31 protein-coding genes are annotated in these 25,578 nt (G+C 72.1%); 23 read left to right on the forward strand and 8 right to left on the reverse strand.

Translation table 11 applies throughout. The features are described from left to right. The first annotated feature begins 49 nt into the window (after positions 1-49). Positions 50-409, forward strand: coding sequence for a DUF4180 domain-containing protein (locus tag KBY19_RS07930; protein ID WP_210955739.1), 360 nt, complete (start codon positions 50-52; stop codon positions 407-409). Further along, positions 406-867 carry an SMI1/KNR4 family protein gene (locus KBY19_RS07935; protein ID WP_307842401.1) on the forward strand — a complete coding sequence of 154 codons (462 nt, stop codon included), beginning with the start codon at positions 406-408 and terminating at the stop codon, positions 865-867. Before KBY19_RS07930 ends, KBY19_RS07935 begins: the two co-directional genes overlap by 4 nt. Before the next feature lie 314 nt (positions 868-1,181). Here the strand turns inward: KBY19_RS07935 and KBY19_RS07940 are convergent, their stop codons facing one another. Continuing rightward, positions 1,182-1,913 (reverse strand): dienelactone hydrolase family protein, encoded by a 732-nt coding sequence (locus KBY19_RS07940; protein ID WP_210965463.1) that lies wholly within the window; start codon positions 1,911-1,913, stop codon positions 1,182-1,184. Positions 1,914-2,164: 251 nt separating this feature from the next. Beyond that, positions 2,165-3,097 (reverse strand): NAD(P)-dependent oxidoreductase, encoded by a 933-nt coding sequence (locus KBY19_RS07945; RefSeq protein ID WP_210965485.1) that lies wholly within the window; start codon positions 3,095-3,097, stop codon positions 2,165-2,167. A 179-nt stretch (positions 3,098-3,276) separates the two neighbouring features. Between KBY19_RS07945 and KBY19_RS07950 the strand changes: the two genes are divergently transcribed. Continuing rightward, entirely contained in the window at positions 3,277-3,606 is a 330-nt protein-coding gene (locus KBY19_RS07950; protein WP_210965464.1) for a helix-turn-helix domain-containing protein, read from the forward strand. Between the two features lie 77 nt (positions 3,607-3,683). Further along, the gene (locus tag KBY19_RS07955) at positions 3,684-4,223 is read left to right on the forward strand and encodes a GNAT family N-acetyltransferase (RefSeq protein ID WP_210965486.1); all 540 of its coding nucleotides are present in this window, start codon (positions 3,684-3,686) and stop codon (positions 4,221-4,223) included. 5 nt (positions 4,224-4,228) lie between these two features. Here KBY19_RS07955 and KBY19_RS07960 read toward each other — a convergent pair whose 3' ends face one another. Next, a complete protein-coding gene (locus KBY19_RS07960) occupies positions 4,229-5,071 on the reverse strand; it encodes an aminotransferase class IV family protein (protein ID WP_210965465.1) in 843 nt (280 codons plus the stop codon). 63 nt (positions 5,072-5,134) lie between these two features. On the opposite strand from KBY19_RS07960, the gene KBY19_RS07965 reads away from it, so the two are divergent. Beyond that, positions 5,135-5,488, forward strand: coding sequence for a MerR family transcriptional regulator (locus KBY19_RS07965; RefSeq protein WP_099884959.1), 354 nt, complete (start codon positions 5,135-5,137; stop codon positions 5,486-5,488). 47 nt (positions 5,489-5,535) lie between these two features. On the opposite strand, the gene KBY19_RS07970 is transcribed toward KBY19_RS07965, so the two are convergent. Both KBY19_RS07970 and KBY19_RS07975 read right to left on the reverse strand, forming a co-directional pair. Then, positions 5,536-5,997: a TIGR03618 family F420-dependent PPOX class oxidoreductase gene (locus KBY19_RS07970; RefSeq protein WP_210965466.1), complete on the reverse strand. Its 462-nt coding sequence runs from the start codon at positions 5,995-5,997 to the stop codon at positions 5,536-5,538. Between the two features lie 77 nt (positions 5,998-6,074). Next, positions 6,075-6,263 (reverse strand): hypothetical protein, encoded by a 189-nt coding sequence (locus KBY19_RS07975; protein WP_210965467.1) that lies wholly within the window; start codon positions 6,261-6,263, stop codon positions 6,075-6,077. 121 nt (positions 6,264-6,384) lie between these two features. Here KBY19_RS07975 and KBY19_RS07980 point away from each other — a divergent pair, with 121 nt between their 5' ends. The 3 genes from KBY19_RS07980 to KBY19_RS07990 all read left to right on the forward strand — a co-directional run bounded on the left by KBY19_RS07980 (position 6,385) and on the right by KBY19_RS07990 (position 8,147). Further along, positions 6,385-6,876, forward strand: a complete 492-nt coding sequence (locus KBY19_RS07980; protein WP_185019557.1) for a MarR family winged helix-turn-helix transcriptional regulator — start codon at positions 6,385-6,387, stop codon at positions 6,874-6,876. Positions 6,877-7,035: 159 nt separating this feature from the next. Beyond that, positions 7,036-7,341: an acylphosphatase gene (locus KBY19_RS07985; RefSeq protein WP_180289787.1), complete on the forward strand. Its 306-nt coding sequence runs from the start codon at positions 7,036-7,038 to the stop codon at positions 7,339-7,341. Next, positions 7,338-8,147, forward strand: a complete 810-nt coding sequence (locus tag KBY19_RS07990) for a Mut7-C RNAse domain-containing protein (RefSeq protein WP_099884955.1) — start codon at positions 7,338-7,340, stop codon at positions 8,145-8,147. The genes KBY19_RS07985 and KBY19_RS07990 overlap by 4 nt, the downstream gene beginning before the upstream one ends. 38 nt (positions 8,148-8,185) lie before the next feature. Here KBY19_RS07990 and KBY19_RS07995 read toward each other — a convergent pair whose 3' ends face one another. Next, positions 8,186-8,620 carry a protein-tyrosine phosphatase family protein gene (locus tag KBY19_RS07995; protein ID WP_210965468.1) on the reverse strand — a complete coding sequence of 145 codons (435 nt, stop codon included), beginning with the start codon at positions 8,618-8,620 and terminating at the stop codon, positions 8,186-8,188. Between the two features lie 220 nt (positions 8,621-8,840). Between KBY19_RS07995 and KBY19_RS08000 the strand changes: the two genes are divergently transcribed. Continuing rightward, positions 8,841-9,371: an SRPBCC family protein gene (locus KBY19_RS08000; RefSeq protein WP_185018370.1), complete on the forward strand. Its 531-nt coding sequence runs from the start codon at positions 8,841-8,843 to the stop codon at positions 9,369-9,371. A gap of 55 nt (positions 9,372-9,426) precedes the next feature. Here the strand turns inward: KBY19_RS08000 and KBY19_RS08005 are convergent, their stop codons facing one another. Beyond that, positions 9,427-10,560: an MFS transporter gene (locus KBY19_RS08005; RefSeq protein WP_099884952.1), complete on the reverse strand. Its 1,134-nt coding sequence runs from the start codon at positions 10,558-10,560 to the stop codon at positions 9,427-9,429. A gap of 310 nt (positions 10,561-10,870) precedes the next feature. On the opposite strand from KBY19_RS08005, the gene KBY19_RS08010 reads away from it, so the two are divergent. The 14 genes from KBY19_RS08010 (at position 10,871) to KBY19_RS08075 (ending at position 24,175) form a co-directional block, all read left to right on the forward strand. Beyond that, a complete protein-coding gene (locus KBY19_RS08010; RefSeq protein WP_210965469.1) occupies positions 10,871-12,718 on the forward strand; it encodes an ABC-ATPase domain-containing protein in 1,848 nt (615 codons plus the stop codon). Between the two features lie 124 nt (positions 12,719-12,842). Beyond that, positions 12,843-13,418: a GNAT family N-acetyltransferase gene (locus KBY19_RS08015; RefSeq protein ID WP_210965470.1), complete on the forward strand. Its 576-nt coding sequence runs from the start codon at positions 12,843-12,845 to the stop codon at positions 13,416-13,418. A 2-nt stretch (positions 13,419-13,420) separates the two neighbouring features. Next, on the forward strand, positions 13,421-14,281 hold the full coding sequence (locus KBY19_RS08020) for a hypothetical protein (protein ID WP_210965471.1): 861 nt from the start codon (positions 13,421-13,423) through the stop codon (positions 14,279-14,281). A 117-nt stretch (positions 14,282-14,398) separates the two neighbouring features. After that, entirely contained in the window at positions 14,399-14,482 is an 84-nt protein-coding gene (locus KBY19_RS37750) for a putative leader peptide (protein ID WP_344569275.1), read from the forward strand. A 233-nt stretch (positions 14,483-14,715) separates the two neighbouring features. Beyond that, a complete protein-coding gene (locus KBY19_RS08025; RefSeq protein WP_221506060.1) occupies positions 14,716-16,440 on the forward strand; it encodes a nitrite/sulfite reductase in 1,725 nt (574 codons plus the stop codon). Beyond that, positions 16,437-16,634: a hypothetical protein gene (locus tag KBY19_RS08030; RefSeq protein WP_099884947.1), complete on the forward strand. Its 198-nt coding sequence runs from the start codon at positions 16,437-16,439 to the stop codon at positions 16,632-16,634. The genes KBY19_RS08025 and KBY19_RS08030 overlap by 4 nt, the downstream gene beginning before the upstream one ends. Beyond that, entirely contained in the window at positions 16,634-17,350 is a 717-nt protein-coding gene (locus tag KBY19_RS08035; protein ID WP_210965472.1) for a phosphoadenylyl-sulfate reductase, read from the forward strand. The genes KBY19_RS08030 and KBY19_RS08035 overlap by 1 nt, the downstream gene beginning before the upstream one ends. A 51-nt stretch (positions 17,351-17,401) precedes the next feature. Further along, on the forward strand, positions 17,402-17,944 hold the full coding sequence (gene cysC, locus KBY19_RS08040; RefSeq protein ID WP_185018367.1) for an adenylyl-sulfate kinase: 543 nt from the start codon (positions 17,402-17,404) through the stop codon (positions 17,942-17,944). Further along, complete coding sequence (gene cysD, locus KBY19_RS08045; RefSeq protein WP_099884944.1) at positions 17,941-18,876, forward strand: sulfate adenylyltransferase subunit CysD; 936 nt, start codon at positions 17,941-17,943, stop codon at positions 18,874-18,876. Before cysC ends, cysD begins: the two co-directional genes overlap by 4 nt. 3 nt (positions 18,877-18,879) lie before the next feature. Then, a complete protein-coding gene (locus tag KBY19_RS08050) occupies positions 18,880-20,286 on the forward strand; it encodes a sulfate adenylyltransferase subunit 1 (RefSeq protein ID WP_210965473.1) in 1,407 nt (468 codons plus the stop codon). 248 nt (positions 20,287-20,534) lie between these two features. Beyond that, positions 20,535-21,608, forward strand: a complete 1,074-nt coding sequence (locus KBY19_RS08060; protein ID WP_247690738.1) for an ABC transporter substrate-binding protein — start codon at positions 20,535-20,537, stop codon at positions 21,606-21,608. After that, entirely contained in the window at positions 21,608-22,390 is a 783-nt protein-coding gene (locus KBY19_RS08065) for an ABC transporter ATP-binding protein (RefSeq protein WP_210955746.1), read from the forward strand. The genes KBY19_RS08060 and KBY19_RS08065 overlap by 1 nt, the downstream gene beginning before the upstream one ends. Next, positions 22,377-23,384 carry an ABC transporter permease gene (locus KBY19_RS08070; protein ID WP_210955747.1) on the forward strand — a complete coding sequence of 336 codons (1,008 nt, stop codon included), beginning with the start codon at positions 22,377-22,379 and terminating at the stop codon, positions 23,382-23,384. The genes KBY19_RS08065 and KBY19_RS08070 overlap by 14 nt, the downstream gene beginning before the upstream one ends. Next, on the forward strand, positions 23,384-24,175 hold the full coding sequence (locus tag KBY19_RS08075) for a sirohydrochlorin chelatase (RefSeq protein ID WP_185018363.1): 792 nt from the start codon (positions 23,384-23,386) through the stop codon (positions 24,173-24,175). Before KBY19_RS08070 ends, KBY19_RS08075 begins: the two co-directional genes overlap by 1 nt. Before the next feature lie 136 nt (positions 24,176-24,311). Here KBY19_RS08075 and KBY19_RS08080 read toward each other — a convergent pair whose 3' ends face one another. Then, the gene (locus tag KBY19_RS08080; protein ID WP_099884940.1) at positions 24,312-25,550 is read right to left on the reverse strand and encodes a S8 family peptidase; all 1,239 of its coding nucleotides are present in this window, start codon (positions 25,548-25,550) and stop codon (positions 24,312-24,314) included. Positions 25,551-25,578 lie beyond the last annotated feature (28 nt).

Raw genomic sequence — 25,578 nt, forward strand, 5'->3', positions numbered from 1 at the left:
GCCACAATTGCGTCGCCGTCGGCGGCGAAGCCGTCTAACCTCGGCAGCCATGAGCAGCCTGGAGACGATCAGCGGCGTCACTGTCCTCGTCCACCCCGCCGAGGGGCAGACCATCGCCGGTGAGCGCGATGCGCTGGACATCATCGGCGACACGTCGTACCAGGGTGCCGAGTGGGCGGTCGTCCCCGTCTCCCGGCTGGACGAGGGGTTCTTCCGGCTGCGTACCCGCCTCGCCGGCGACATCATCCAGAAGTTCGTCCAGTACCGGGTCGGGCTCGCGGTCGTCGGTGACCTCTCCGCGCAGTTGGAGGCGAGCTCCGCGCTCCGCGACTTCGTGACGGAGTGCAACCGTGGGCGGCAGACCTGGTTCCTGGCCGACATGGAAGAGCTGCGGGAACGGCTGGCGTGACGTTGCGACCCGGGCCGTGGAGGCAGGCCGTCCACCAGTCGTGCCCGGAGGCCGAATTCGGGGAGCCGGTCCACCCGGACAGGGTGGCGGACGCGGAGCAGCGGCTGGGTTGCCGTCTGCCGTCCCAGCTGGCGGATCTTCTGCGGGAGACCGACGGCATCGTGGGGCACGACGGGGTGGACACCGTCTGGACATTGCACCGGATCGTGGAGGACAACCTCCGCTTCTGGTCCGACAGCGGCTTCGCGGCCCTCTACATGCCGTTCCAGCCGTTGCTCTTCTTCGGCGACAACGGAGGCGGCGACCAGTTCGCCTTCGTTCGCACGCCTCCCCGGGCCGACATCTTCGTATGGGAGCACGAGGACGACAGCCGTCGGTGGGTCGCCGGGGATCTGCGGGACTACCTCGGCCGGTCGCTCGCGGACGGCGACGACGACTGGTACCGCCACCGCGCTTGAATGCGTAAGGCCGGCCGACGGCCGATCGCCGAGGACGGCGGGCACGGCGGGCACGGCGAGGACACGGCACGACGGGCGCCTCGGTCGGACCGGCGAGCACCACACCGACGACCCGCTCCGCGTCCGCGCGGGTGGGCCCACCGCCAAGTCGCTACTGACCCAGTACCTCTGCGGATGTTGCGCAGCCGGTGCTGTCACTCGTCAACGTCGGTCTGTCGAACCTGAACGCTGTCGGCCACACCGGCAGGTTTCGGTGAACGCGCCGATCCGGAACCGGGTCCGGATCGGCGCGTCACAGAGCACGTGCGGCGGATTCAGCCGAGGTGCCGCGCGAAGAACCTCAGTGTGCTTTCCAGCTCGAATCCCGGGATCTCCCCGTGCTTGCCGGGGTTCGCGTGCAACGTCTTCTCGGTCGAGGCCAAGGCGTCGAACAGTGCCAAGCTCTGCTCCCGCGGCACCCGCTCGTCGTCCCACTGCACCAGGAACTCCACCGGGACGGTGATCCGCGCGGCGGCCTCAGCCTGGCCAAGCACCCCGCCCAAGCCCAGTACCGCCGCGCGTACGCGTGGTTCGGCAGCGACGAAGGGAATGCCGAGTCCGCACCCCAGCGAGACCCCCCAGTAGCCCACCGGACCGGCGCCGACATGATCGAGTTGCTGGACCGCGTCCAGGACTTCGCGCCATTCCGGCACGGTCTGGCGGGCCACCAGCGCCTGGAAGTCGGCCATCAACTGAGCCAACTCTTCACCGGCTTCCACGCGAGCCTGGTTCTCGGTCACGATCCGGTCGTATTCCTCGACCTTCGGCCGGTCGCCGTGGGCGGGCACGTCGACCGCCACGACCGCGAAACCGCAGTCGGCCACGAAACGGCGTGCACGCGCAAGGACGCCAGGGGCCTGCTTGTGCTGGCCGCCACCGTGTCCCATCAGGACGAGCGGACGCGTGCCGACGGAATCCTCCGGCGTCCACAACACGCCAGGAATCTCGCCGAGAGTGAAGAGCTGTTCGCGGACGCCGTCGAACGACGTCTCAGAGAGGAAGCGCATAGCGATTCGTGCCTTTCGGGATGCCTTTGCGGGCGCTCCCTAGGCCATGCGGGGGAGGGAGGCCCGACCTGTCGAAGCGTTGATCGGTCTCACCTCCTCAGTTCGCAGTAGCGCACGGCGGCTGGAACGTATCACGACGGCAACCACCGGGCCAGACAGGTCCGCAAGGGTGAGTGGGGGGAGCGCGGAGACTGCGGGGGCTGCGCGACCAACAGGGCATCGCGCCCCACTCCGAGCTGGAGCCGAACCATCTACGCCAAGGCGGTGGCCGCCTCCCTCTCGACGGAATGGAGCTGTCCGGTGTGCCCAGGGTTCTTGAGGATTTCTGTCAGGGCAGAGATGCTGTGGTCGCCGTGGCCGGCTTCGACCGCTCGCTCCAGCAGGTCGTGGAAGGGCTTGTGCCAACTCATGTCGAGGCTCGCTTCCTTGCCGAGTTCCTCGTCATGGGCAGCCCCGGCCAGGAACAGGTTTACGGAGGAGGCGGGCTTGCTGTAATCGCCGCTGTCGATCTCCTCGGCGAATACCGGCAGTACCGAGTTGATCATTTCGAACCATTTGACGCTGAACCGAACCATCGAGGCCGCCGTGAGGCCACGGGCCTGCATTGCTGCCGCGCCCTGGAAGAATCCGACGAGCGCGGGCAGCAGGGTGCCGCCCACCGCCATTTCGTACAGGGCGGCGAGGTCGGAGTCGGCCCCGAGGTAGACGGTGTCGCCACCCAGCACCCGCAGCGTCGAAGCGAACTCCTCGAAGACGCTGTTGTCGCCGCCGTAGTACAGGAGGGTGTTCTCGGCGCCCACAGCGGACGGCACGTTCTTGATCGCTCCACCGAGGTAGCGTGCTCCGTGCCCGAGCGCCCACTCGGCCAGCTGCCGGGCCCCGGCCGGTGAACCGCTGTTCAGGGTCACCAGGGCTCGCCCCTTGAGCCGGGCAGCGGCCGGTTCGAGGGCCTCCATCGTGTTTTCATACGTCGTCAGGCAGGCGATGACCAACGGACTCGCCGCAAGCGCCTCATCCATCGTGTGCGCGTGAACGGCACCGTTGGACACGAGCGGCGTGGCCTTCGACGGGGTCCTGTTCCAGACGGTGGTCGGATGTCCGGCGTCGAGGAATGCGCCAGCCAGTGCGCTGCCCATCGAGCCCAGCCCGACGACGGTCACGGGAGTGCGGTGCTGCCCTGTCATTCGTTGCTCCTGCCTGAAACGGAATTTTGCGAGCGCCTGAAACGACACCGAAGGAAGGCCATTCGCGCGGAATTGCCGCGAGCCCGGTGCGATGCCTGCTCCATGCTGTGGGTGCACCAACGCATCTGCAAGTACCTACAATTCTGTCCGGTACTCACATTTTTGTTAGGGGGATGCTGATGAAGAGGCGGAGCTATACCTGCGGGCTGGACGCTGCCATCGACGTCATGGGAGGGAAATGGAAGGGGCTGATCCTCTTCTGGCTCGAAGAAAAGCCGCTGCGATTCGGCGAGTTGCGTCGGACGGTGTCCGGTATCAGTGAGCGGATGTTGATCCTGCAACTGCGGGACCTGGAGGCCAAGGGCCTGGTGCACCGCGAGGTCCATCACCAGGTCCCACCCAAGGTGGAGTACTCGCTGACCGACTTCGGTCACTCGCTCATCGCCGCTCTCGTCCCACTCGGCCAGTGGGGCGAGGAACACATGGAGCGTCTTGAGGCCCTCCCGTGAGCCGGGCACGGCAGCCGCCGGGAGGTAATTCCATCGCCGCCCGGTCAATGGACCGTTAGGTTGGCGCGGTGACAGAGATGACAGAGCTGCGCACCGACCGTCTGCTGCTGCGCGGATGGCGGGAGAGCGATCTCGCGCCGTGGGCGGCGATGAACGCCGACCCCGAGGTGCGCAGGTATTTTCCGGGCGTCCTCAGCCGGGAGGAGAGCGACGCGTCGGTGGCCCGGTTCCAGCGGGACCTTATGACGCGGGGCTGGGGATGGTGGGCGGTCGAAGTCCGGGAGACCGGCGAGTTCGTCGGGTTCACCGGGCTGGACCCGGTGGAGGACGAGTTGCCGGTCACCGGGGTGGAGGCGGGGTGGCGGCTGACCCGCTCGGCCTGGGGCCGGGGCTATGCGACCGAAGCGGGCCGGGCGGTACTGGAGTTCGGCTTCGACTCGCTCGCCCTCCCGGAGATCGTGGCGATCACCACCGCCACCAATCTGCCCTCCCAGGCGGTGATGCGGCGCCTGGACATGACCCGCGATCCGGCCGACGACTTCGACGATCCCACCGTGCCACCGGGTCCGCTGCGGCCCAGCGTGGTGTATCGGCGGTCCCGTCCGCTCTCAGGGTGACACTCTCAGGGTGAGGTGAGAGGTTCGGCCTGGTGCGCCCGGTGCAGCAGGTCCAGGAAGGACGGTGCGGCGGGCAGGGCCACTGCGCCGATGCGGTGCACGGCGACACCCGGGGTCCAGGAGTTCATGACCACGGCCCCGGCCAGCGCGGGCAGGTCGTCGAGGGTGATTTCCCGGTCGTGCTGGGGAATGCCGAGGCGGTCCAGTTGGCGGCGGACCGTCTGCATCATGGTCCCGCCCAGCATCGCGGCCGTGGGCCAGACGACCGCCTCGCCGTCCCAGAAGGCCAGGTTCCAGATCGTGGCCTCGCTGAACCGGCCACGCCGGTCGACGAAGGCGGCGTCGTCGAAGCCCTCGCCCACGGCCTGCCGGAGGTAGTAGGTCTTGGCCACCTCGCCGACATGCTTCACCTGGGGAAGTACGCGCTCGTACTCGACCGTGCCCAGGGACAGCGGTCCCGTCGGCCCGGAGGCGGGCGGCCCGGTGCGGACGAGCACGGAGAGGTCCGCCTCCGGCCCGGCGGTGAACTCGCCGCCGGGCGCGTAGACGGTCGCCGTCAGGGAAACGTCCGCCGGCCCGCTCTGCAGCGCCGTCCGCAGATGCGACCGGATCAGGTCGTCCGGCAGTGCCCGGCCGAACAGTTCGGTGGAGGCCGCCCGCAGCCGTGCCAGATGGAGGTCGAGCCCCCGCACCTGGTGGTCCCGTACCTGCATGGCGGTGAAGTGGGCGTAGCCCGCGAAGGCGAGCGGGGTCAGGTCCTCGGCGGTGGCGGTCCGCCCGTCGCGCTGGGCGATGTACGGGGCCGGTCGGGTCCGCCCCTCGGGGGCGTTCGTGGAATGTGCGTTCATGCGGCGAGGTTAAGGTCTGACACCGATGTGAAGGTCAACACGAGAAGGGCAGGTCGCAGGCACATGCTGATCGGGGAGTTGTCCCGGCGCACCGGGGCCAGCACCCGGATGCTGCGCTACTACGAGGCGCAGGGGCTGCTGACCGCCGAGCGCGGGCCGAACGGCTACCGCGACTACGCCGAGGACGCGGTGGTCACCGTGCAGCAGATCCGCTCCCTGCTGCGGGCGGGCCTGTCCACCGAGGTGATCCGCTCGGTGCTGCCGTGTGCCCGGGGCGAGCAGCCGGCCATCCACTGGTGTGCGGAGCTGCGTGCCGTTCTGAACGGGGAGTTGGAGGCGATGGACGAGCAGATCGACGCTCTCCAGCGCAGCCGCGGCACCCTCGCCGACCTCCTGACCCCCTCGAACGCCTCCTGAGCCGGGGGCCGGAGGGGCCCGGGGGGCGCGGGACCGGTCGGCGCGGGTCAGTCGGCCGCTGCTTCGACGTCGAGGGCGGTGCCGTACAGCCGTGCGACGTGGAGGCGGATGACCACCCGCTCCTCCTCGACCGCCTCGGCCAAGAACGCCTCCTCGTCCCCAGGGGTGGCGAAGGGGCCGGCCATGGCGGCGAGTTCACGGCCGACCGCGTCACCGGGGACGGCGGTGGGCTCGGACACCTCCGCTTCCCCTTCGGCGACCGCGTATGTCCACACGTCCTTGCTCACATGCAGCGCAGCGTGCGGGTCGGCGCGGAAGTGGCGGGGCTTGAGGCGGGTGCGTGTCGTGGAGATCCGCAGGACGCTTTCCGTCTCGTCCCAGCGGTACAGCACCGTGGTCAGATGCGGATGACCGCTCTTGCGGACGCTGGCCAGCACACCGAACTCCTGCTCGGCGAGGAGGCGATGGAGCTCGGATGCGGTGAGCGGGCGGGGTGCCGGACCGGACATGGGAGGATTCCTTCGGGTCGGAGGGGAGCGGGTCGAAGTGGCGGGGGCGGAGGGCGGCGGGGGGCCGCAGACGGTGGTCAGCCCGCGGAACGCGGTCCGGAGGCCGCCGACGGGTCCGGGGCGGTCGCCGGGTCCGCCGGGGTGCGGGGCTTGCCGAGCGTCACGGAGGCGACGACGAGCAGTCCGGTCCCGGCGGCGATGACGCCCAGGGCGAGAGTGCGCGGGCGTCTGGCGCTGGAGCCGTTTTCTGCAGGTATGGCGGGCATGTCGGCCTCTCTGGTCGCACAGCGAGTGGAGGAACGAGGGGTGGTGCGATGGTGAGACCGTAGCAGATAGTTTTGTTGCAGACGATATTTTTCGGAACCACTCCCCGGTAAACTGGCCGCCATGACCGCCATGACGCCACCGGCCCGCACCCAGCCGGACCTCTCCTACCTGCTGGACCACACCAGTCATGTGCTGCGCACCCAGATGGCGGCAGCGCTCGCCGAGATCGGGCTGACCGCACGGATGCACTGCGTCCTGGTGCACGCGCTGGAGCGGGAGCGCACCCAGAGCGAACTCGCCGAGATCGGCGACATGGACAAGACCACGATGGTGGTCACCGTCGATGCCCTGGAGAAGGCCGGGCTCGCCGAGCGCCGCCCCTCCAGCACCGATCGCCGGGCACGGATCATCGCGGTCACCGAGGAGGGAGCGCGGACGGCCGAGCACAGCCGGCGCATCGTGGACGAGGTGCACGAACAGGCGCTGGGCGCACTGCCGGAGGGCGACCGCAAGACGTTTCTGCGGCTGCTCGACCATCTGGCCACCGGCCACCTCAGCAGCCCCGCCCCCTCCCCCACCCCGGCCCGCCGGGCACGGCAGAGCAGCCGGTGACGCGGGCACGGCCATGACCGGGTCGGCGGCGCCCACAGGCGGCGGCGCCACCGGCCGGGGCACCATCCGCCGGGGGTGCCCGGCAACGGCCTTCGCGCGACCATGGAGCGCGAGCGCTCAGGGACGAGGAGCCAACCACGGGACGGCTGAGGTGAACCGATGACGGCGACGGCGACATCCAAGCGCGTGATCGTGACCGGACAGGTGCAGGGGGTCTTCTTCCGGGACACCTGTCGGCAGACAGCCGCAGCGCACGGCGTCCGGGGATGGGTGCGCAATCTGCCCGACGGCAGCGTGGAGGCCGTGTTCGAGGGAGAGCCGCAAGCCGTCGACGCGCTGGTGGAGTGGGCGCACGAGGGGCCGCCCGCCGCGTTCGTCGACGAGGTGCGGGTGACCGAGCAGGAGCCGCAGGGGCACGACACCTTCCAGGTGCGGGCCACCGCGCCGCCGGGGAACGGAGGATGACCGGCCCCCAGGCCCACGGCGGCGAGGCCGCCCTCCACGTCCACGTCCCCGCCGAACTGCGCCTCTTCCTGCCCTCACGGCTGCGCCGCCGAGCCGCCGCGGAGGACCCGCACGGTGTGTCCTGTCCGTACGACGGCACCTCCTCGCTCGGACACGTCGTGCAGTCGCTCGGCGTTCCGCTGACGGAAGTGTCCGAGCTGCGGGTCGACGGCGTGGCCGTCCCGGACTCCCACCGCCCGCCGGACGGTACCCACCTCACGCTGATCCCGGTGCCCCGCCCGCAGCCGCTGCCGCCGTCCGCGCCCGCGCCGCTCCGCTTCGTGCTCGACGTACACCTGGGAGCGCTGGCCCGCCGCCTGCGGCTGCTCGGCGTGGACACCGCCTACCGCAACGACGCGGACGACGCGGAACTGGTGCGGCAGGCCAACGCCGAGCGGCGCGTCCTGCTGACCCAGGACCGCGGACTGCTGCGCCGACGGACCCTGTGGCTTGGGGCCTATGTGCGGGGCAGTCGACCGGACGACCAGGTCACCGACGTGCTCGCCCGCTTCGCGCCACCGCTGCACCCCTGGACGCGCTGCCCCGCGTGCAACGGGACGCTGGCGGCCGTCGCCAAGGATCAGATCGCGGATCAGCTGCCGCCCGGGACACGGCGTACGTACCAGAGCTTCACCCGGTGCGTCGCATGCGGACGCCTCTACTGGGCGGGAGCGCACCACGCCCGTCTGACGGCCCGGGTCGAGGCGGCGCGGCGCGCCTCCGAAGGGGACGGCGAAGACCCGGGCGAGGGCGAGGAACCGGGTTAGGCCGCCGCCCTACGCTTCCGTCCTCGCCCCCACCTGGGCTACGCCGGCTGGAAGCGGGCCACGTAGCGGCGCTGCCAGGGCGTCTCCACCGCGCGGCGCGAGTAGTGCGTACGGACGTAGTCGACCGCCTCGCCCGGCGGTACTCCGTCCAGGACGGCCAGGCAGGCCAGGGCCGTGCCCGTACGGCCCTGGCCGCCGCCGCAGGCGACCTCCACCCGCTCGGACCCGGCGCGCTCCCACACGTGGTGCAGGGCCTCACGCGCCTCGGCCCGGTCGCTCGGCAACCGGAAGTCGGGCCAGCGCAGCCAGCGGTACTCCCAGTCGAGAGGGGACGGCGGGCGGCCCAGCAGATAGAGGCCGAAGTGCGGTTCGGGGCCGGACGGCAGGGGGTGGCGCATCCCCCGGCCGCGGACGAGCCGGCCGGACGGCAGGCGCAGCACCCCCGTCGCTTCGGGTTCCCAGGCGGCGGACATGCGGCGAGCCTAGCCCGCTCCCCGGCCCGGCGTGGGGCGTTCCAGAAGGGCTCCGGGAGCCCCCGCGAAGCAAGGCCCCGAAGGCCACCAAGGCCCTGAATGTTCCGACGGCCCCGTCCCACCCGTACGGACCCGCTCGGGGAGCGGACGCAGCCACCGGGCAGGAGACTCGGCGGGACGGCAGCCCGGGCAGCCGGCCGGCGAAAGGCGTGGACGTGGCATGAACGTGGAGCTGGGGATCTTCGTGGAACGGGACGGGCTGCCCGCCGTACGGCTGGAGCGCCCGTTCGCCGTGGGAGCGGAGGAGGTGTGGCGAGCGCTGACGGAACCGAACCGGATGGCGGCGTGGTTCCCCTCACCGACCGTGCACATCGAGCCGATGGTGGGCGGGCGCGTCGACTTCGCCGGCGACCCGTACGCGGAGGACCACTCCGGCACGGTCCTGGAGTACGACCCGCCGCGGCGGCTGGGCTACACCTGGGGCGACGACGAGCTCCTGTTCGAGATCGGCCGGCGCGGCGAGGGCTGCGTACTGGCCCTCACCGATGTGCTGGAGGGCCGCGAGGCCGCCGCCCGCAACGCGGCGGGCTGGGACGTGTGCCTCGACGAGTTGACCAAGCTCCTCAGCGGCGGCACCCCCTCCGGCCCGCACGACGGCACCGCCACCGACTGGCAGGCCCGCTACGACGCGTACGTCGCCGCCGGTATGCCGTCGGGCGCCCCGCTGCCCGACGGCGGCGACCCGGGCTGAGACGGCGGGGACGGACGACAGGTGGGGGGCCGCGGGCGGCAAGGGCGCGCGCGGGTCACCGCCAGCGGCGGGCCACGTACAGCGTCCAGCAGGTGAGGGCGGCGCACAGGACGCCGCCGGCGGCGAAGACGGTGGCGTGCCTGCCGTCCTCCAGCAGCGAGGTGGTCAACGCCACCGTCGCGGAGCTGGCCAGCATGGCGGAGGCGGAGAAGAGCGACGCGGCGCGGGCCCGGGCCGGGGCGGGCAGCAGCCGGGGTAGCCAGGTCTGCAGCGTGGTGTGGAGATAGCTCCACGCCGTGCCCAACAGCGCGGCGCACACCATCAGTACAGCCGTGCCGGGCACCAAGGCGGCCAGCAGCGCCCCCGCGACACCCGTCGAACCGCCGGTGGCCAACAGCTTCCTGGGGCCCCAGACCCGCGCGTGCCGGCGCAGCACGAACGTGCTCGACAGCACGCCGAGGGCGTAGCTGACCAGGACGGCGGAGGTCGACGCCTGCCCGCCGGTGGTGGCCAGCGCGGGCGCGAGGAGAGCGGGCAGCCCGAGCATCACGGCGCCTTCGGCGGCGCCGAGTCCGAGCACGGTCGCGTAGGCGGCCACGGGCCGGCCGGTCGCGGGGCCCGGCACCTCGTCGGGGGTCCGGTCCCGCCGCGGGGGCGCGGGGCCGGGGCGCGCGGCCTGGATACGGCAGACCGTCACCGCGGTGAGGACGGCGATGACGGCGAAAGCGGGCCGCCAGGAGCCGCAGCGCAGCACGGTGTCCGCGAGTACGGGCGAAGCGATGGCGCTCGCCGCGGTGACGGTGGTGAGGGTGGCGAACGCGCGTTGTCTGGTCTGCGCGGGGCGCAGCGACTCGTAGTACAGGGAGACCGAGGGTGTGACGGTGGCGAAGCCCGCGCCGGCCGCCGTGCGCAGGACGATCCACCAGGCGGGTCCCGGGCACAGGGCCGAGCCCACGGAGGCGGCTGCCGCCACCAGCAGCCCGGTGCGCAGACTGCGCCCGGGCCCGTAGCGGTCGGCCAGCCAGCCCCACAGGGGGAGCGCGAGCCCCTGGCCGAGGGAGTAGGCGGCAAGGCCCGTGGTGACGGTGCCGATGTCGGTGTGCCAGGCCGTCGCGAGGGCGGCGAGCAGGGGGGCCGCCAGGTGCCAGTCGGCGTTGCCGAGGGCGGCTGCCCAGCGCAGCGCTGACATGGTGCCCCCTCTCTCCTGGTTTTCCCGGTGGTCGGCCGGGCGTCGCCCCGGTGGTCGGCCAGGACGCGGTCGGCTCGCCTGCGGCGAACCCCATGGGACGAGAGAATATGGGCGATTTCCCCAAGAAGATGGCCTGTGCTGGAATTTGACCCCTTCTGGGGACTCGGTCAGCATTCCCTCGCGGGACCGCTTTCCCGGCCGGGTCCGTACCGGACCGAACCACCAGCGGAGTTTCGGGGCAGTCGGTTCGGCACCGTATCGTCAGGTTCCGCGCACCACCCGACCGACAACAGAAAGGCAGGCGAGCGGCGTGCGGGAGCAGTCCTCGGGAGCCGGCGGGCAGCGGCGCGGCGGCGGGCGACCCTACGGGCGCGGCGGCCACGGAGGGCCGCGCGGCGGGCACCGGCCGCGCGGACACGGCGGCCCGCCGCGCGAGCACCCCGGCCGCTCCGCGTACGACGAGCACCGGCCGCGCACCCTGCGCACCGGGCTGGCGGCGGAGCTGCGGGCGCTGGAGGGCGCGCAGTACGGGCGGTACAAGGGACTGGTCGGGCGCTGGGAGATGCCCGGCGGGGAGCTGCTGGAGCTGGTGCGCGGGCAGTCCGACCCGTACGCGCCGCCCGCCCGGGTCGCCCTCCACGTACCGGCACAGCTCGCCGCACTGCCGGCCGAGCTGTGGCGCACCGCGACCCGGCGCCGCGCACTCTCCTCCTATCTGGTGCGGCAGGCCGCGCGCACGGTGCGCGGCGAGAAGGCGCTGCGGGTGGACGCGGGCGGGCAGGAGGTGCTGGAGCGCAGCTCGTGCACCGTCAGCGGCGAGGACGGCTCGGTCACCCTGCGGCTGGGTGCCGCGCTGCCGGGCCACGGGAGGCGGATCGACGGGCGGGAGGCCGAGCGGCTGCTGTGCCGGGTGCTGCCCCGGGTGGTCGAACAGGCCCTGCGCTACGCGGCGTTGGACGCGGCCGAGGTCCGGCGCTTCGTCGAGACGGTCGAGGACTCGGTGGCGCTGCGGGACGCGCTGGCGGGCCTGGGGCTGGTGGGGTTCGTCGCCGACGGTGCGGTGCTGCCGCGCCGCAGCGGCGTGGACGACCGGCCGGCCACCGGTGACGGTGTGGTGCCGTTCGCCTCCCCCGACCAGCTGCGGGTGACGGTCGAGCTGCCGCACGCGGGCACGGTGACCGGCATGGGGGTGCCGGAGGGCGTGAACCTCGTCGTCGGCGGCGGCTTCCACGGCAAGTCGACGCTGCTGCGCGCGCTGGAGACCGGCATCTGGGACCATGTGCCGGGCGACGGGCGCGAGCTGGTCGTCTCACGGAACGAGACGGTGAAGCTGCGTGCCGAGGACGGCCGCAGGGTCGAGCGGGTCGATGTGCACGCGTTCGTCGACCATCTGCCGGACGGCTCGGACACCTCCGACTTCTCCACCGACAACGCCTCCGGCTCCACCTCGCAGGCCGCCTCGCTGTGCGAGGCCGTGGAGGCGGGGGCCCGGGTGCTGCTGATCGACGAGGACACTGCGGCGACGAACCTGATGATCCGGGACGCCCGGATGCAGTCGCTGGTGGCCAAGGACCGCGAACCGCTGACCCCGCTGGTGGACACCATCCGCTCGCTCCACCGCGACCACGGCGTCTCCACGGTGCTGGTGATGGGCGGCTCCGGGGACTATCTGGAGGTCGCCGACCGGGTGGTGATGTTGGACGCCTACCGCCCCTCGGACGTCACCGCGCGGGCACACGAGCTCGCTGCGGTGCCCACCGGTCGGCACGCCGAGGCGGAGTCGTTCCCCGGCGTCGTCGCACGGGTGCCCGACCCCTCGTCGCTCGACGCCGAGGTACGGGGGCGCTCCCGCATCCGGGCACGGGGCGAGGACGTGCTCTCCTTCGGCGACCACGAGGTGGATCTGCGCGCCGTCGAGCAGATCGCCGACCCGCGCCAGGTCACCGGGATCGGCCTGGCCCTGGAGCTGATGGTGCGGCGCGGACTGCTGGACGGGCGGCGGACCCTCGGCGAGGCCCTCGATCTGCTGGACGAGCTGCTGGCGGACGGCCCCACCGGCCCGCTGCTCAGCATCCGGGACGAGGATTTCGCCGCGCCCCGGCGCTTCGAGACGGCCGCCGCGATCAACCGGGTCAGAGGGCTGCGGATGCTCCGCTGAGGAGACCCGGCCGGACGCGGAGCCGGGCGGGCGGGGAGCCGGGCGGGCGGGGAGCCGGGCGGGCGGAGCCGGGCGGGCGGGGACCCGGCCGAGCGGGGAGGAACGGGCGTGGTTGGCTGTCCCCATGAGCGCGACCGTGGACGTCACCACCTGGTACCTGGAACAGACCTCGGCTGCGGACCTGGTGCCCGCGCGGGTGCCCGGCCACGACGCCGGGGTCGGTGTCGCGCGCGCCGAGGTGCCCAGCCCGGAGTTCAGCCGGTTCCTGTACGCCTCGGTCGGCGCGGACAACACCTGGGTCGACCGGCTGCCGTGGACGTACGACCAGTGGCAGCGCTTCTTGGACCGTCCCGGCGTCGAGACGTGGGTCGCCTACGAACGGGGCACCCCCGCCGGGTTCGTCGAACTGGACGGCGCGAGCGAGCCGGGGTCGGTGGAGATCAGCTACTTCGGACTGCTGCCCGCCTTCCGCGGCCGGGGCATCGGCGGCCACCTGCTCTCCTACGGCACCGCACGCGCCTGGGACCTGGCCGAACGCCGGGAGGGCCACCCGGCAACACGGCGCGTGTGGTTGCACACCTGCTCACTCGACGGCCGCTACGCCCGCGCCAACTACGAGCGCCGGGGCTTCCGCGTCCACCGCACCGAGACGAAGCCCGAGCCGCAGGCCGCCCCGCCGGGACCCTGGCCGGGAGCCTGAGCGTGTCGCAGCGGGGGCGGACACCGAAGGAGCGCGGCTACCGCCGCTCGGTACTGGTGGGCACGGCCACCCTGCTGTGCGAGTTCGCGGTGCTGGCGGTGCTCGCCCGCCATGTGCTGCGCGCGCGGGAGAACCTGGGCGGCGGCCCTCATCTCAGCCCGCCGGCCGTCCTGGTTCTCCCGCTCCTCGTGCCCCTGTGCGTACTGCTCACGGTCTGCTTCGCGCTGCCCGCACTGGTGGTGGCCGAGGCGGTGGGGCGCGAGTCGTGGCCGTGGGTCCTGCTGATCGCGACCGGCATCGGTGCGGTGCCCTTCGGCACGCCGGGCGGGTTCGCGGCCGCGGCGGCGGGGGCCGTGACGGCCACGCTGGTCGCGGGCTGCGTGCTCGGCGTCGCGGCGCTGGCGGGCCGGGCCGCCCGGCGGCGGGTTCGCGCCACGAGCGCCCGGCGGGCGCTGGGCCGCACCCTGGGGGCGGGCGCGCTCGCCGTCGCGCTCACCGTGCTGCTGGGCCACGGTGCGTACGCCACCGGGCTGGTCACTCCGTACGCGCCGCCGCGCCTGGGGCCGGGGGCGACGCTCCACGGTCTGTGGCAGCACGAGTCGGGAGCGCTCCTGAAGCTGGACCCGGACGGCCGGGCGCTGGCCGTCGGGCTCGGCGCCCCGCAGCACCGCGGATGCGGCGGGAGGGGCACCTGGCGGCTGCACCGCGGGGAGAACACCTGGCAGCAGCGGGTGCGGGTGGACATCGCCGCGTGCGGCGCCGTGCAGCTGTGGTCCGTCCTGGGTACGGAGGAGCATCCGAAGCTGTACCGGACCAGTGGCGATCCGGACTCCCCGGATGTGTACACACTGGACAAATACTGATCGCCGACGGCCCCGGCCGGTGGGCGCTCCACTCAGCCATCCCAGTATCCGGTATGGATTTGTCCATCATATGGATGGCAGTGGACTGACGTCAGACGCGCGTGCGACGCTTCCGTCATGTCTCGCGCTGGAATCGCCTTGGTGAGTCGACGTCACGTCGACCTCGTTCGCGTGTCCAGCGCCATCTGTCCGGCGAGCTGACAGTCACAGCACCGCCGTTCTGACACCCCCCTCCTGACGTCCTCCGACGCCGACCCGGTATCGCCGAACCGCAGCCGCCGCCCTCACCGTCGCGGGCGAGCCGCCCGGGAGCGGTGCCGAAACCCCTGCGTACGGGCGCCTCGACCGCTCTTGACGAGACCGGACCGCCCGGCGCACCCCGACCGCACCCGCCCGACGTGTGCCCGCGCCCCCTGCCCGAAGGATCTCCCGCCATGGCCGACACCTCCGAGCGCCCCTCCCCCGAGCTCTCCGAGCAGGGGGTGCCCCCAGCCCCCGCCCGCCGCAAGGCAGGACGCCACCGCGGCGAAGGGCAGTGGGCCGCTGGTCACTTCACGCCGCTCAACGGCAACGAGCAGACCAAGAAGGACGACGATGGTCTCAATGTGCGGACGCGCATTGAGACGATTTACGCTCATCGCGGTTTCGAGTCCATCGACGGCGCCGACCTGCGCGGCCGGATGCGCTGGTGGGGCCTCTACACCCAGCGCAAGCCCGGAATCAGCGGCGGCAAGACCGCCGTACTGGAGCCGGAGGAGCTGGACGACGAGTACTTCATGCTCCGCGTCCGCATCGACGGCGGACGGCTGACCACCGGGCAGCTGCGGGTCATCGGGGACATCTCCCAGGAGTTCGCCCGCGGCACCGCCGACATCACCGACCGGCAGAACGTGCAGTTCCACTGGATCCGCATCGAGGACATGCCGGAGATCTGGCGGCGGCTGGAGGGCGTCGGGCTGTCCACCACCGAAGCCTGCGGCGACACCCCGCGCGTGATCCTCGGCTCCCCCGTCGCGGGCATCGCGGCCGACGAGATCATCGACGGCACCCCCGCCGTGGAGGAGATCCACCGCCGCGTCGTGGGCAACCCCGCCTACTCCAATCTGCCCCGCAAGTTCAAGACGGCCGTCTCCGGATCGCCCCTGCTGGATGTCGCGCACGAGATCAACGACGTGGCGTTCGTCGGCGTGGAACACCCCGAGCACGGGCCCGGCTTCGACGTGTGGGTCGGCGGCGCGCTGTCCACCAACCCCAAGCTGGGCGTGCGGCTGGGCGCCTGGGTGCCGCTGGAGGAGGTCGCCGACGTCCACGAGGGCGTCACCGGCATCTTCCGCGACTACGGCTACCGGCGGCTGCGCAACCGCGCCCGGTTGAAGTTCCTGGTCGCCGACTGGGGCCCGGAGAAGTTCCGGCAGGTGCTGGAGGACGAGTACCTGCTGCGCAAGATGATCGACGGCCCGGCGCCCGCGCAGCCGGCCCAGCAGTGGCGCGACCACATCGGCGTGCACGAGCAGAAGGACGGCCGCTACTACGTGGGCTTCGCCCCGCGGGTGGGCCGGATCGACGGTGCGACCCTCAGCAAGATCGCCGACCTCGCGGAGGCCCACGGGTCGGGGCGGGTGCGCACCACCGTCGAGCAGAAGATGCTCGTGCTCGACGTCGAGCAGGACCAGGTCGAGTCGCTGGCCGAGGGCCTGGAGGCACTCGACCTGACCACCCGGCCCTCCGTCTTCCGGCGCGGGACGATGGCGTGCACCGGCATCGAGTTCTGCAAGCTGGCCATCGTGGAGACCAAGGGCCGCGGCTCCTGGCTGATCGACGAACTGGAGCGCAGGCTCCCCGGCTTCGACCAGCCCGTCACCATCAACCTCAACGGCTGCCCCAACTCCTGCGCCCGCATCCAGGTCGCGGACATCGGGCTGAAGGGCCAGCTGGTCACCGACGCCGACGGCAACCAGGTCGAGGGCTACCAGGTGCACCTGGGCGGCTCCTTGGGCATGGAGCCCGGCTTCGGCCGCAAGGTGCGCGGGCTGAAGGTGACCGCCCAGCAGCTTCCCGACTACATCGAACGCGTGCTGCGCGCCTTCCAGGCCCAGCGCGAGGACGGCGAACGGTTCGCCCAGTGGGCGGCACGGGCCGCGGAGAGTGATCTCAAATGAGTGAGAGGGCCGCGCCGTTCTACTGCCCGTACTGCGGGGACGAGGACCTGCGCCCCAGCGAAGAGGAGACACCTGCGGGGCAAGGCGCAGCGTGGGAGTGCTCCGCCTGCAACCGGGCGTTCCGGCTGAAGTTCCTCGGGCTGCTCGCCTCCGGGCTGCGCCCGGCACACTCCGATGGAGAGGAACCCCTCTGATGAGCACCGCGCACATAGCCCGGCAGCGCTCTGCCGACCAGCTGCGTTCGCTGGCCGAACAGGCGGGCCGCGACTTCGAGGAGGCCGACGCGCTGGAGGTACTGCGCTGGGCCGCCGACACCTTCGGGCACCGGTTCTGCGTGACCTCCTCCATGGAGGACGCCGTGGTCGCGCATCTGGCCTCCCGCGTCTTCCCCGGCGTACGCGTCGTCTTCCTCGACACCGGCTACCACTTCCCCGAGACCATCGGCACCCGCGACGCCGTCAAGGCCGTCATGGACGTCGAGGTCATCACCCTCACCCCCCGCCGGTCGGTCGCCCAGCAGGACGCGGAGCACGGCCCCAGGCTGCACGACCGCGACCCCGATCTGTGCTGCGCGCTGCGCAAGGTGCAGCCGCTGGAGGAGGGACTGCGCGACTACGACGCCTGGGCCACGGGCCTGCGCCGCGAGGAGTCCCCGACCCGGGCGAACACCCCGGTGGTCGGCTGGGACGAGAAGCGGCAGAAGGTCAAGGTCTCCCCCATCGCCCGCTGGACCCAGCAGGACGTGGACGACTACATCGCCGAGCACGGCGTGCTGACCAATCCGCTGCTGTCCGACGGTTACGCCTCCATCGGCTGCGCCCCCTGCACCCGCCGGGTGCTGGCGGGCGAGGACGCACGCGCCGGGCGCTGGGCAGGCAGCGGCAAGACCGAGTGCGGGCTGCACCAGTGACAACGGGGCATCAGGGACAAAGCGACCGAACCAGACGAGCAGGGGAGACCGATGAGCGGAGCACGCGGCGCCACGGTATGGCTGACCGGCCTGCCCAGCGCGGGCAAGACGACGATCGCCACGGCGCTCGCCGAGCGGCTGCGCGGCGAGGGACGCCGGGTCGAGGTACTGGACGGCGACGAGATCCGCACCTTCCTCTCCGCCGGACTCGGCTTCTCCCGTACCGACCGGGACACCAACGTGCAGCGCATCGGCTTCGTCTCCGAACTGCTGGCCTCGCACGGGGTGATCGCGCTGGTGCCGGTCATCGCGCCGTACGCCGACAGCCGGGAGGCGGTGCGCAAGCGGCACATGGCCGAGGGCACGCCCTACCTGGAGGTGCACGTGGCCACACCGGTCGAGGTGTGCTCGCAGCGCGATGTGAAGGGCCTGTACGCCAAGCAGGCCACCGGCGAACTGACGGGACTGACGGGTGTCGACGACCCGTACGAGGAGCCGGCCGACCCGGACCTGCGCCTGGAGACACACGGACGTGACGTGGCCGAATCGGCCGGCACGCTGCACACCTTGCTGAAGGAGAGGGGACTGCTATGACCACGGCGGTGACCGCGCCGGAGGAGATCGACAACCCCTTCGCGCTGACCCACCTGGACGCGCTGGAGTCGGAGGCGGTGCACATCTTCCGCGAGGTCGCGGGAGAGTTCGAGCGCCCGGTGATCCTCTTCTCCGGCGGCAAGGACTCGATCGTCATGCTGCACCTGGCGCTGAAGGCCTTCGCCCCGGCGCCGCTGCCCTTCGGGCTGCTGCACGTGGACACCGGGCACAACTTCCCCGAGGTGCTGCGCTTCCGGGACGAGACGGTGGCCGAGCACGGACTGCGGCTGTACGTCGCCTCGGTGCAGGACTACATCGACGCGGGCACCCTGCGCGAGCGCCCGGACGGCACCCGCAACCCGCTGCAGACGCTTCCGCTGCTGGAGGCCATCAACGAGCACCGCTTCGACGCGGTCTTCGGCGGCGGACGCCGGGACGAGGAGAAGGCCCGGGCCAAGGAGCGCGTCTTCTCGCTGCGCGACGAGTTCGGCGGCTGGGACCCCCGCAGGCAGCGCCCCGAACTGTGGCAGCTCTACAACGGGCGGCACGCCCCGGGCGAGCATGTGCGGGTCTTCCCGCTGTCCAACTGGACCGAGCTGGACGTGTGGCAGTACATCGCGCGGGAGAAGATCGAACTCCCCCCGATCTACTACGCGCACGAGCGGGAGGTCTTCTCCCGCTCGGGGATGTGGCTCGCCCCCGGTGAGTGGGGCGGCCCCAAGGACGAAGAGCGGGTGGAGACCCGTCTGGTGCGCTACCGCACCGTCGGCGACATGTCCTGCACCGGCGCCGTGGACTCCGACGCGGACACGGTGGAGAAGGTGATCACCGAGATCGCCGCCTCCCGGCTGACCGAGCGCGGCGCCACCCGGGCCGACGACAAGCTCTCCGAGGCCGCGATGGAAGACCGCAAGCGGGAAGGCTACTTCTAGACGATGAGCACCACAGCCGGAACAGCTCAGGCCGCCGAAGCGTCGGCGGCCACCTCACTGCTGCGGTTCGCCACCGCCGGAAGCGTCGACGACGGCAAGTCCACCCTGGTGGGCCGCCTGCTGCACGACTCCAAGTCGGTGCTGACCGACCAGCTGGAGGCGGTCTCCCGGGCCTCGCAGGCACGCGGCCAGGAAGCACCCGACCTGGCGCTGCTCACCGACGGGCTGCGCGCCGAGCGCGAGCAGGGCATCACCATCGACGTGGCCTACCGCTACTTCGCCACCCCCAGGCGCCGGTTCATCCTGGCCGACACCCCGGGGCATGTGCAGTACACCCGGAACATGGTCACCGGCGCCTCCACCGCCGAGCTGGCCGTCGTCCTGGTCGACGCCCGTAACGGCGTGGTCGAGCAGACCCGCCGGCACGCCGCCGTCGCCGCGCTGCTGCGCGTCCCGCACGTGGTGCTCGCCGTCAACAAGATGGACCTGGTCGACTACGCCGAGGAGACGTTCGCGCGGATCGCGGGCGAGTTCTCCGACTACGCCACCTCCCTGGGCGTGCCCGAGGTGACCGCCGTCCCGATCTCCGCGCTGGAGGGCGACAACGTGGTGACGCCCTCCGCGCACATGGACTGGTACAGCGGGCCGACCGTCCTGGAACACCTGGAGACGGTCGCGGTCACCCACGACCCCACCGACGACCCGGCCCGCTTCCCCGTCCAGTACGTCATCCGCCCGCCCGTCACCCGCCCCCGCCCGCACAACGACGCGCTTCGCGCGGCCCCTTCTGCTCAGACCGCCGAGCACCGCGACTACCGGGGCTACGCCGGCCAGTTGGCTTCCGGCGTGCTGCGCGTCGGCGACCGCGTCACCGTCCACCCCTCCGGCCGCTCCAGCACCATCGAGGCGATCGACGCACTGGGGGAATCGGTGGACGTGGCCTGGGCGCCCCAGTCGGTCACCGTCCGGCTCGCCGACGACCTGGACATCTCACGCGGTGACCTGATCGCCCCGGCCGAGGCATCGGTGCGGCCCAGCCAGGATCTGACCGCGACCGTCTGCCATCTGCACGACCGGCCGCTGCGGCCCGGCGACCGGGTACTGCTCAAGCACACCACCCGCACGGTCAAGGCCATCGTCAAGGAGATCCCCTCCCGGCTGACCCTGGCCGACCTCTCCCACCACCCGGCGCCCGGAGAACTGGCCGCCAACGACATCGGCCGCGTCGTGCTGCGCACCGCCGAGCCGCTGCCCGTCGACCCGTACGCGAGCTCGCGGCGCACCGGCTCCTTCCTGCTGATCGACCCGGCCGACGGCTCCACCCTGACGGCCGGAATGGCCGGCGAGGCCTTCGCCGGCGCCCGGACGGCATCCGCGCCGGCGCCCGACGACGACGGCTGGGACTTCTGAGCCATGGGCATCCGCATCCCGGGAGAGGCCTTCTCCACCTTCGACCAGACCGGTGGCCGCATCGGCAGCGGCGCACGCGGCAGCGGCCAGGGCGGAGTCGGGCGATGTGGACGGTGACGAGCGTAGGTGAGTACGCCCGGTCCCCGTCCCGCATCCCCTCCTGAGAGGACGCCCTCGTGTCCCCTGTCCGCATCCCGAGCCCTCGGCCGCCGCGCCACGTCCGCCGCACCCGCACCGCTCTCGGCGCCCTGGTCGCCGTGCCCTCCCTGCTGCTGGCCGCCGGCTGCGGCTACGGCTCCAAAGCCGTCGAGAGCGGCGACCCGAAGCCCGTGGGCGGCAAGAAGGTCGACGGGCTGGCCGAGGTGAAGCTCGGCTACTTCCCCAACGTCACCCACACCACCCCTCTGGTGGGGCTGCGCTCGGGCGGACCCGTCCCGCAGGAGCTGGGCGGAACGCGGGTCAGGACACAGGTCTTCAACGCGGGCCCCTCCGCGATAGAGGCGCTCAACGCGAAGGCCGTGGACATGGCGTGGGTCGGACCGTCGCCGTCCATCAACGGATATGTGCAATCCGGCGGGAAGAACCTGCGCATCGTCGCGGGCGCGACCTCCGGCGGGGCCTCGCTCGTCGTCGACCCGGAGAAGGTCGACTCCCTCAAGGACCTCAAGGGCAAGAAGATCGCCACCCCGCAGCTGGGCAACACCCAGGACGTCGCTCTGCTGCACTACCTCAAGACCAAGGGCATCAAGGTCGACCCCGAGACGGGCGAAGGCGCGACCTCGGTACTGCGGCAGGACAACAAGGAGATCCCCACCACCTTCCAGCAGGGCGGCATCGACGGCGCCTGGGTGCCAGAGCCGACCGCCTCCAGGCTCGTCAGCAAGGGCGGAAAGGTCCTGCTGAACGAGGAAAAGCTGTGGAAGGACGGCAAGTTCGTCACCACGAACCTGGTGGTGCGGCAGGACTTCCTCAAGGAACACCCGGACGCCGTCGAGGCGGTGGTGCGCGGGTCCGTGCGCACGAACGCGTGGATCCGCTCGCACCCGGACGCGGCCAAGAAGCACCTCAACGAAGCCCTCCGGCGGGACGCGGGCAAGCCCCTGCCCCACAAGGTGCTCGACCGCGCGTTCGCACAGATCGATGTGACGGACGACCCGCTGGCCGCCACCTTGCGCCGGCAGGCCGAGCACGCGGCCTCGGTGGACCTGCTGAAGAAGCCCCGCCTGTCCAGGATCTACGACCTGACCCCGCTGACCCGGGTCCTCAAGAGCGAGGGCCGCCCCGCTCCGAGCGACGCCGGGCTGGGCCGGAACGACCGCTGATGACCACTGCAGGAGGTGAACCGGTGACCGTGACAACGACCAGGCGCGCCGCTGCCGCCCGTATCGCGAACGTCTCCAAGACGTTCGGCCAGCAGCAGGTGCTGGACGACATCAGCATCGATGTCGCCGACGGCGAGTTCGTCACCTTGCTGGGCGCGTCGGGATGCGGCAAGAGCACGCTGCTCAACCTCGTCGCCGGGCTCGACAGCCCCACCTCGGGCACCGTCGAGGTGCCCGGTGGCCGCCCGGCGCTGATGTTCCAGGAGCACGCGCTCTTCCCGTGGCTGACGGCGGGCAAGAACATCGAGCTGGCGCTCAAGCTGCGCGGCATGCCCAAGGCGGAGCGCCCGGCCGAGGCCGAGCGGCTGCTGGAGCTCGTACGGCTCAAGGGCGCGCACCGCAAGCGGGTGCACGAGCTGTCCGGCGGGATGCGGCAGCGGGTCGCGCTGGCCCGCGCGCTGGCGCAGGACAGCAAGCTGCTGCTGATGGACGAGCCGTTCGCCGCGCTGGACGCCATCACCCGCGACGTCCTGCACGAGGAGCTGACCCGCATCTGGTCGGAGACGGACGTCGCCGTCCTGTTCGTCACGCACAACGTCCGGGAGGCCGTACGCCTGGCCGAACGCGTCGTGCTGCTCTCCTCCCGGCCCGGGCGGATCGCCCGGGAATGGCAGGTCGGCATCCCGCACCCGCGCCGGATCGAGGACGCGGACGTGGCCGGACTGTCCGTCGAGATCACCGAACAGCTCCGGGGGGAGATCCGCCGCCATGGCCAGCACTGAGACACAGCCGAAAGCCGACGACGAACGGGTGGCGTCCGCCGCCGGGGCCGCCGCCGCAGAGGGTGCTGCCGCGGACGCCACCGCCGCCGGGGCCGGGGCCGCCGCCGGGCCCACCGCCGCCCCAGGGAAGAGCCGCGAGGCCGGCAGCGACCTGGCCGGACTGGAGGCGGGCCTCGACGCGCTCGACACCCGCACCGCGGCCCGCACACCGCTGCCGGTCCTGCTGCGCCGCAAGGCGCTGCCGCCGCTGGTGGCCGTCGCCCTCGTACTGGGGCTGTGGCAGGCCGCGTTCGCGCTCGACCTGAAGCCCGACTACCAGCTGCCGAGCCCGCTGATGGTGTGGGACGCGCTGGCCGAGGAGTGGTACAAGGGCACCATCCTCAGCATCATCTGGCAGAGCGTCTCACGGGGCGCGCTGGGCTTCGTGGTGGCGCTGGCGGTCGGTACCCCGTTGGGGCTGCTGGTGGCGCGGGTGCGACCGGTACGCGCGGCGATCGGGCCGATACTGTCGGGGCTGCAGTCGCTGCCGTCGGTGGCCTGGGTGCCCGCCGCCATCATCTGGTTCGGGCTGACGGACGCCACGATCTACGCGGTGGTACTGCTCGGCGCCGTCCCCTCCATCGCCAACGGGCTGGTCGCAGGCGTGGACCGGATCGATCCGCTGCATCTGCGCGCCGGAAAGGTCCTCGGCGCGACAGGAGTGAGCGGCGTACGGCATGTGCTGCTGCCCGCCGCGCTGCCGGGCTACATCTCGGGCCTCAAGCAGGGCTGGGCGTTCTCCTGGCGCTCCCTGATGGCGGCCGAACTCATCGCCACCTCCCCCGAGCTGGGCGCCGGCCTGGGCCGGCTGCTGGAGACCGGACGCTCCTACCAGGACATGCCGCTGGTGCTCGGGGCGATTCTGCTCATCCTGCTGGTGGGCATCGGCATCGAACTGCTCATCTTCGCGCCCGTCGAGCGGCGCGTCCTGCGCCACCGGGGGCTGCTGCGCTGATGTTCCCCGCACCACCGGACCCCGCCGGCCGGCGGCCGCCCGCACTGCTGCTCGTCGCGCACGGGAGCCGGGACCCCAGGCACGCCGCGACGATCGGCGCGCTCACCACCCGGGTACGGCGGCGGCTGCCCGGCGTCCGGGTGGCGGCCGGCTATCTGGACTTCGACGCGCCGTCGGTGCACGGGGCGCTGGGACGGCTGTACGCGGCCGGGACCCGCGAGGTCGTGGCCGTCCCGCTCCTGCTCACCCGTGCCTTCCACGCCAAGACCGACATCCCGGGGGTACTGGCCGAGGTGACGTCCGCACTGCCGGACCTGACCGTCCAGCAGGCCGACGTACTGGGCCCGCACCCCCTGCTGACCGCCGCCTTGGAGCGGCGGCTGCGCGCGGCCGGACTGCCCCCCGGCGACGCGCACTCGACCGGCGTCGTTCTGGCGTCCGCCGGTTCCTCGGACCCGGAGGCGAGCGCAGTGATCGCTGAAATCGCGCGGGAGTGGCGGCGTACCACCGGTTGGTGTGCCGTGCGGCCTGCGTTCGCCTCCGCTGCTCGACCCCGCACGGCGGACGCCGTGCGGGACCTGCGCGCCGCCGGAGCCCGCCGGGTCGCCGTCGCCCCCTACGTGCTGGCCCCCGGCCGCCTCCCCGACCGCATCGCGGCCGGAGCCCACGAGGCCGGAGCCGACATCCTCGCCCCGGCGCTGGGCGCGGCACCGGAGGTGGCCCGGGTGGTGATCGAGCGCTACACGGCCGCCACGACCACCCGCCTCCCGGTCCCCGCCACAGCCGCCTGACGGCTGCCGAAGCGGCGCCGGTACGGGAGCGGCCCGCCGTGCCCCGTGGGGGGAGGGCGCGGCGGGCCTGGTGGGCGCTTACCCGGAAATCCGGGGTTACGCACGGGCGTCGGTCAGAAATGACCGTGAATGAGCGTTACTTGGGCACGCGCAGCAGCTTGTTGGGCGTACCGGTGCTCGGGTTGGTGATCGCCGACTTGGTCGCGCCGTCCGTGAGCGCCTCGGCGACCTGCGCGGGAGTGGCCGTCTTGTGCCGGCTCAGATAGAGGGCGGCGGCGCCGGAGACGTGCGGGGTGGCCATGGAGGTGCCCCAGCCGGCCATGGAGGCGCTGTCGCTCCTGTTGCTGGCCGAGACGACGTCGATGCCGGGGGCGTACAGGTCGACGCTCTTGCCGTAGTTGGAGAAGTCCGTCTGCCGGTCCTGCTGGTCGCTGGCTGCCACCGTGATGGCCTGGGGCACCCGGGCCGGGGAGGCGGCGGAGGCGTCACCGCTGTCGTTGCCGGCCGCGACGACGCAGGTGATGTTCGCGGCGACGGCCCGTTCGACGGCCTCGTCCAGCGCGTAGTCCTTGAAGCCGCCGATGCTCATGTTGGCCACGGCCGGGCCGCCCTTGGCCTTGTGGTCCTTGATCATCCAGTCGATGCCGGCGACGGCGTCGGCCGTGGTGCCCCTGTTGTCGTCGCCGAGGATGCGCACGGCGACGATCTTCGCCTTCTTGGCTATGCCGTACTTGGTGCCCGCGATGGTGCCGGAGACGTGTGTGCCGTGGTTGGCGCCGTCCTGCGCGGTCTTGTCGCCGTCCACGACGTCGTAGCCGTTGACGGCCCGGCCGCCGAAGTCCTGGTGGCTGACGCGCACGCCGCTGTCGACGACGTACGCCCGCACGCCCGAACCGGCGCTGTCGGGGTAGCCGTACTTCTTGTCGAGCGTCTTGGCCGCCTGGTCGACCCGGTCCTGTCCCCAGGAGGGTGGATCGGTCTGGGTGGCCTGTCCGGTGATCACCCGGGCCTGGACGACCTTCGCCACCTTGTCGTCGGCCGCCAGCCGCCGGGCGTCCTCGGCGCTGAGCCCCTTGGTGGAGTAGCCGTTGAGCGCGGCGTGGTACGTGTGCTCGACCTTGCCGCCGTACTCGTCGGACAGGTCCTCGGCCTCGGTGGCAGCCCTGGCCCCGGTGCCCTTGGCGGGGTCACCCTTGAGCAGCACGATGTAGTCGCCCTTGACCGCGCCCTCGGCGCCGGCTCCCAGGACGGTGCCCTCTGCGGGTGCGGCACCGGCCGGGAGGGTCAGCAGTGTCGCTCCCCCCGCGACGGCGACGGCGGCGCCGATCGCGAGGGATATCCGGCGCTTGGTGTGGCGTGCCCCGTGTTGTGCCATGCCGAGGAAGTCCTCCGAAGTGTGCGGT

The organism is Streptomyces sp. B15 (assembly GCF_018070605.1).
Taxonomy (GTDB): domain Bacteria; phylum Actinomycetota; class Actinomycetes; order Streptomycetales; family Streptomycetaceae; genus Streptomyces; species Streptomyces smyrnaeus.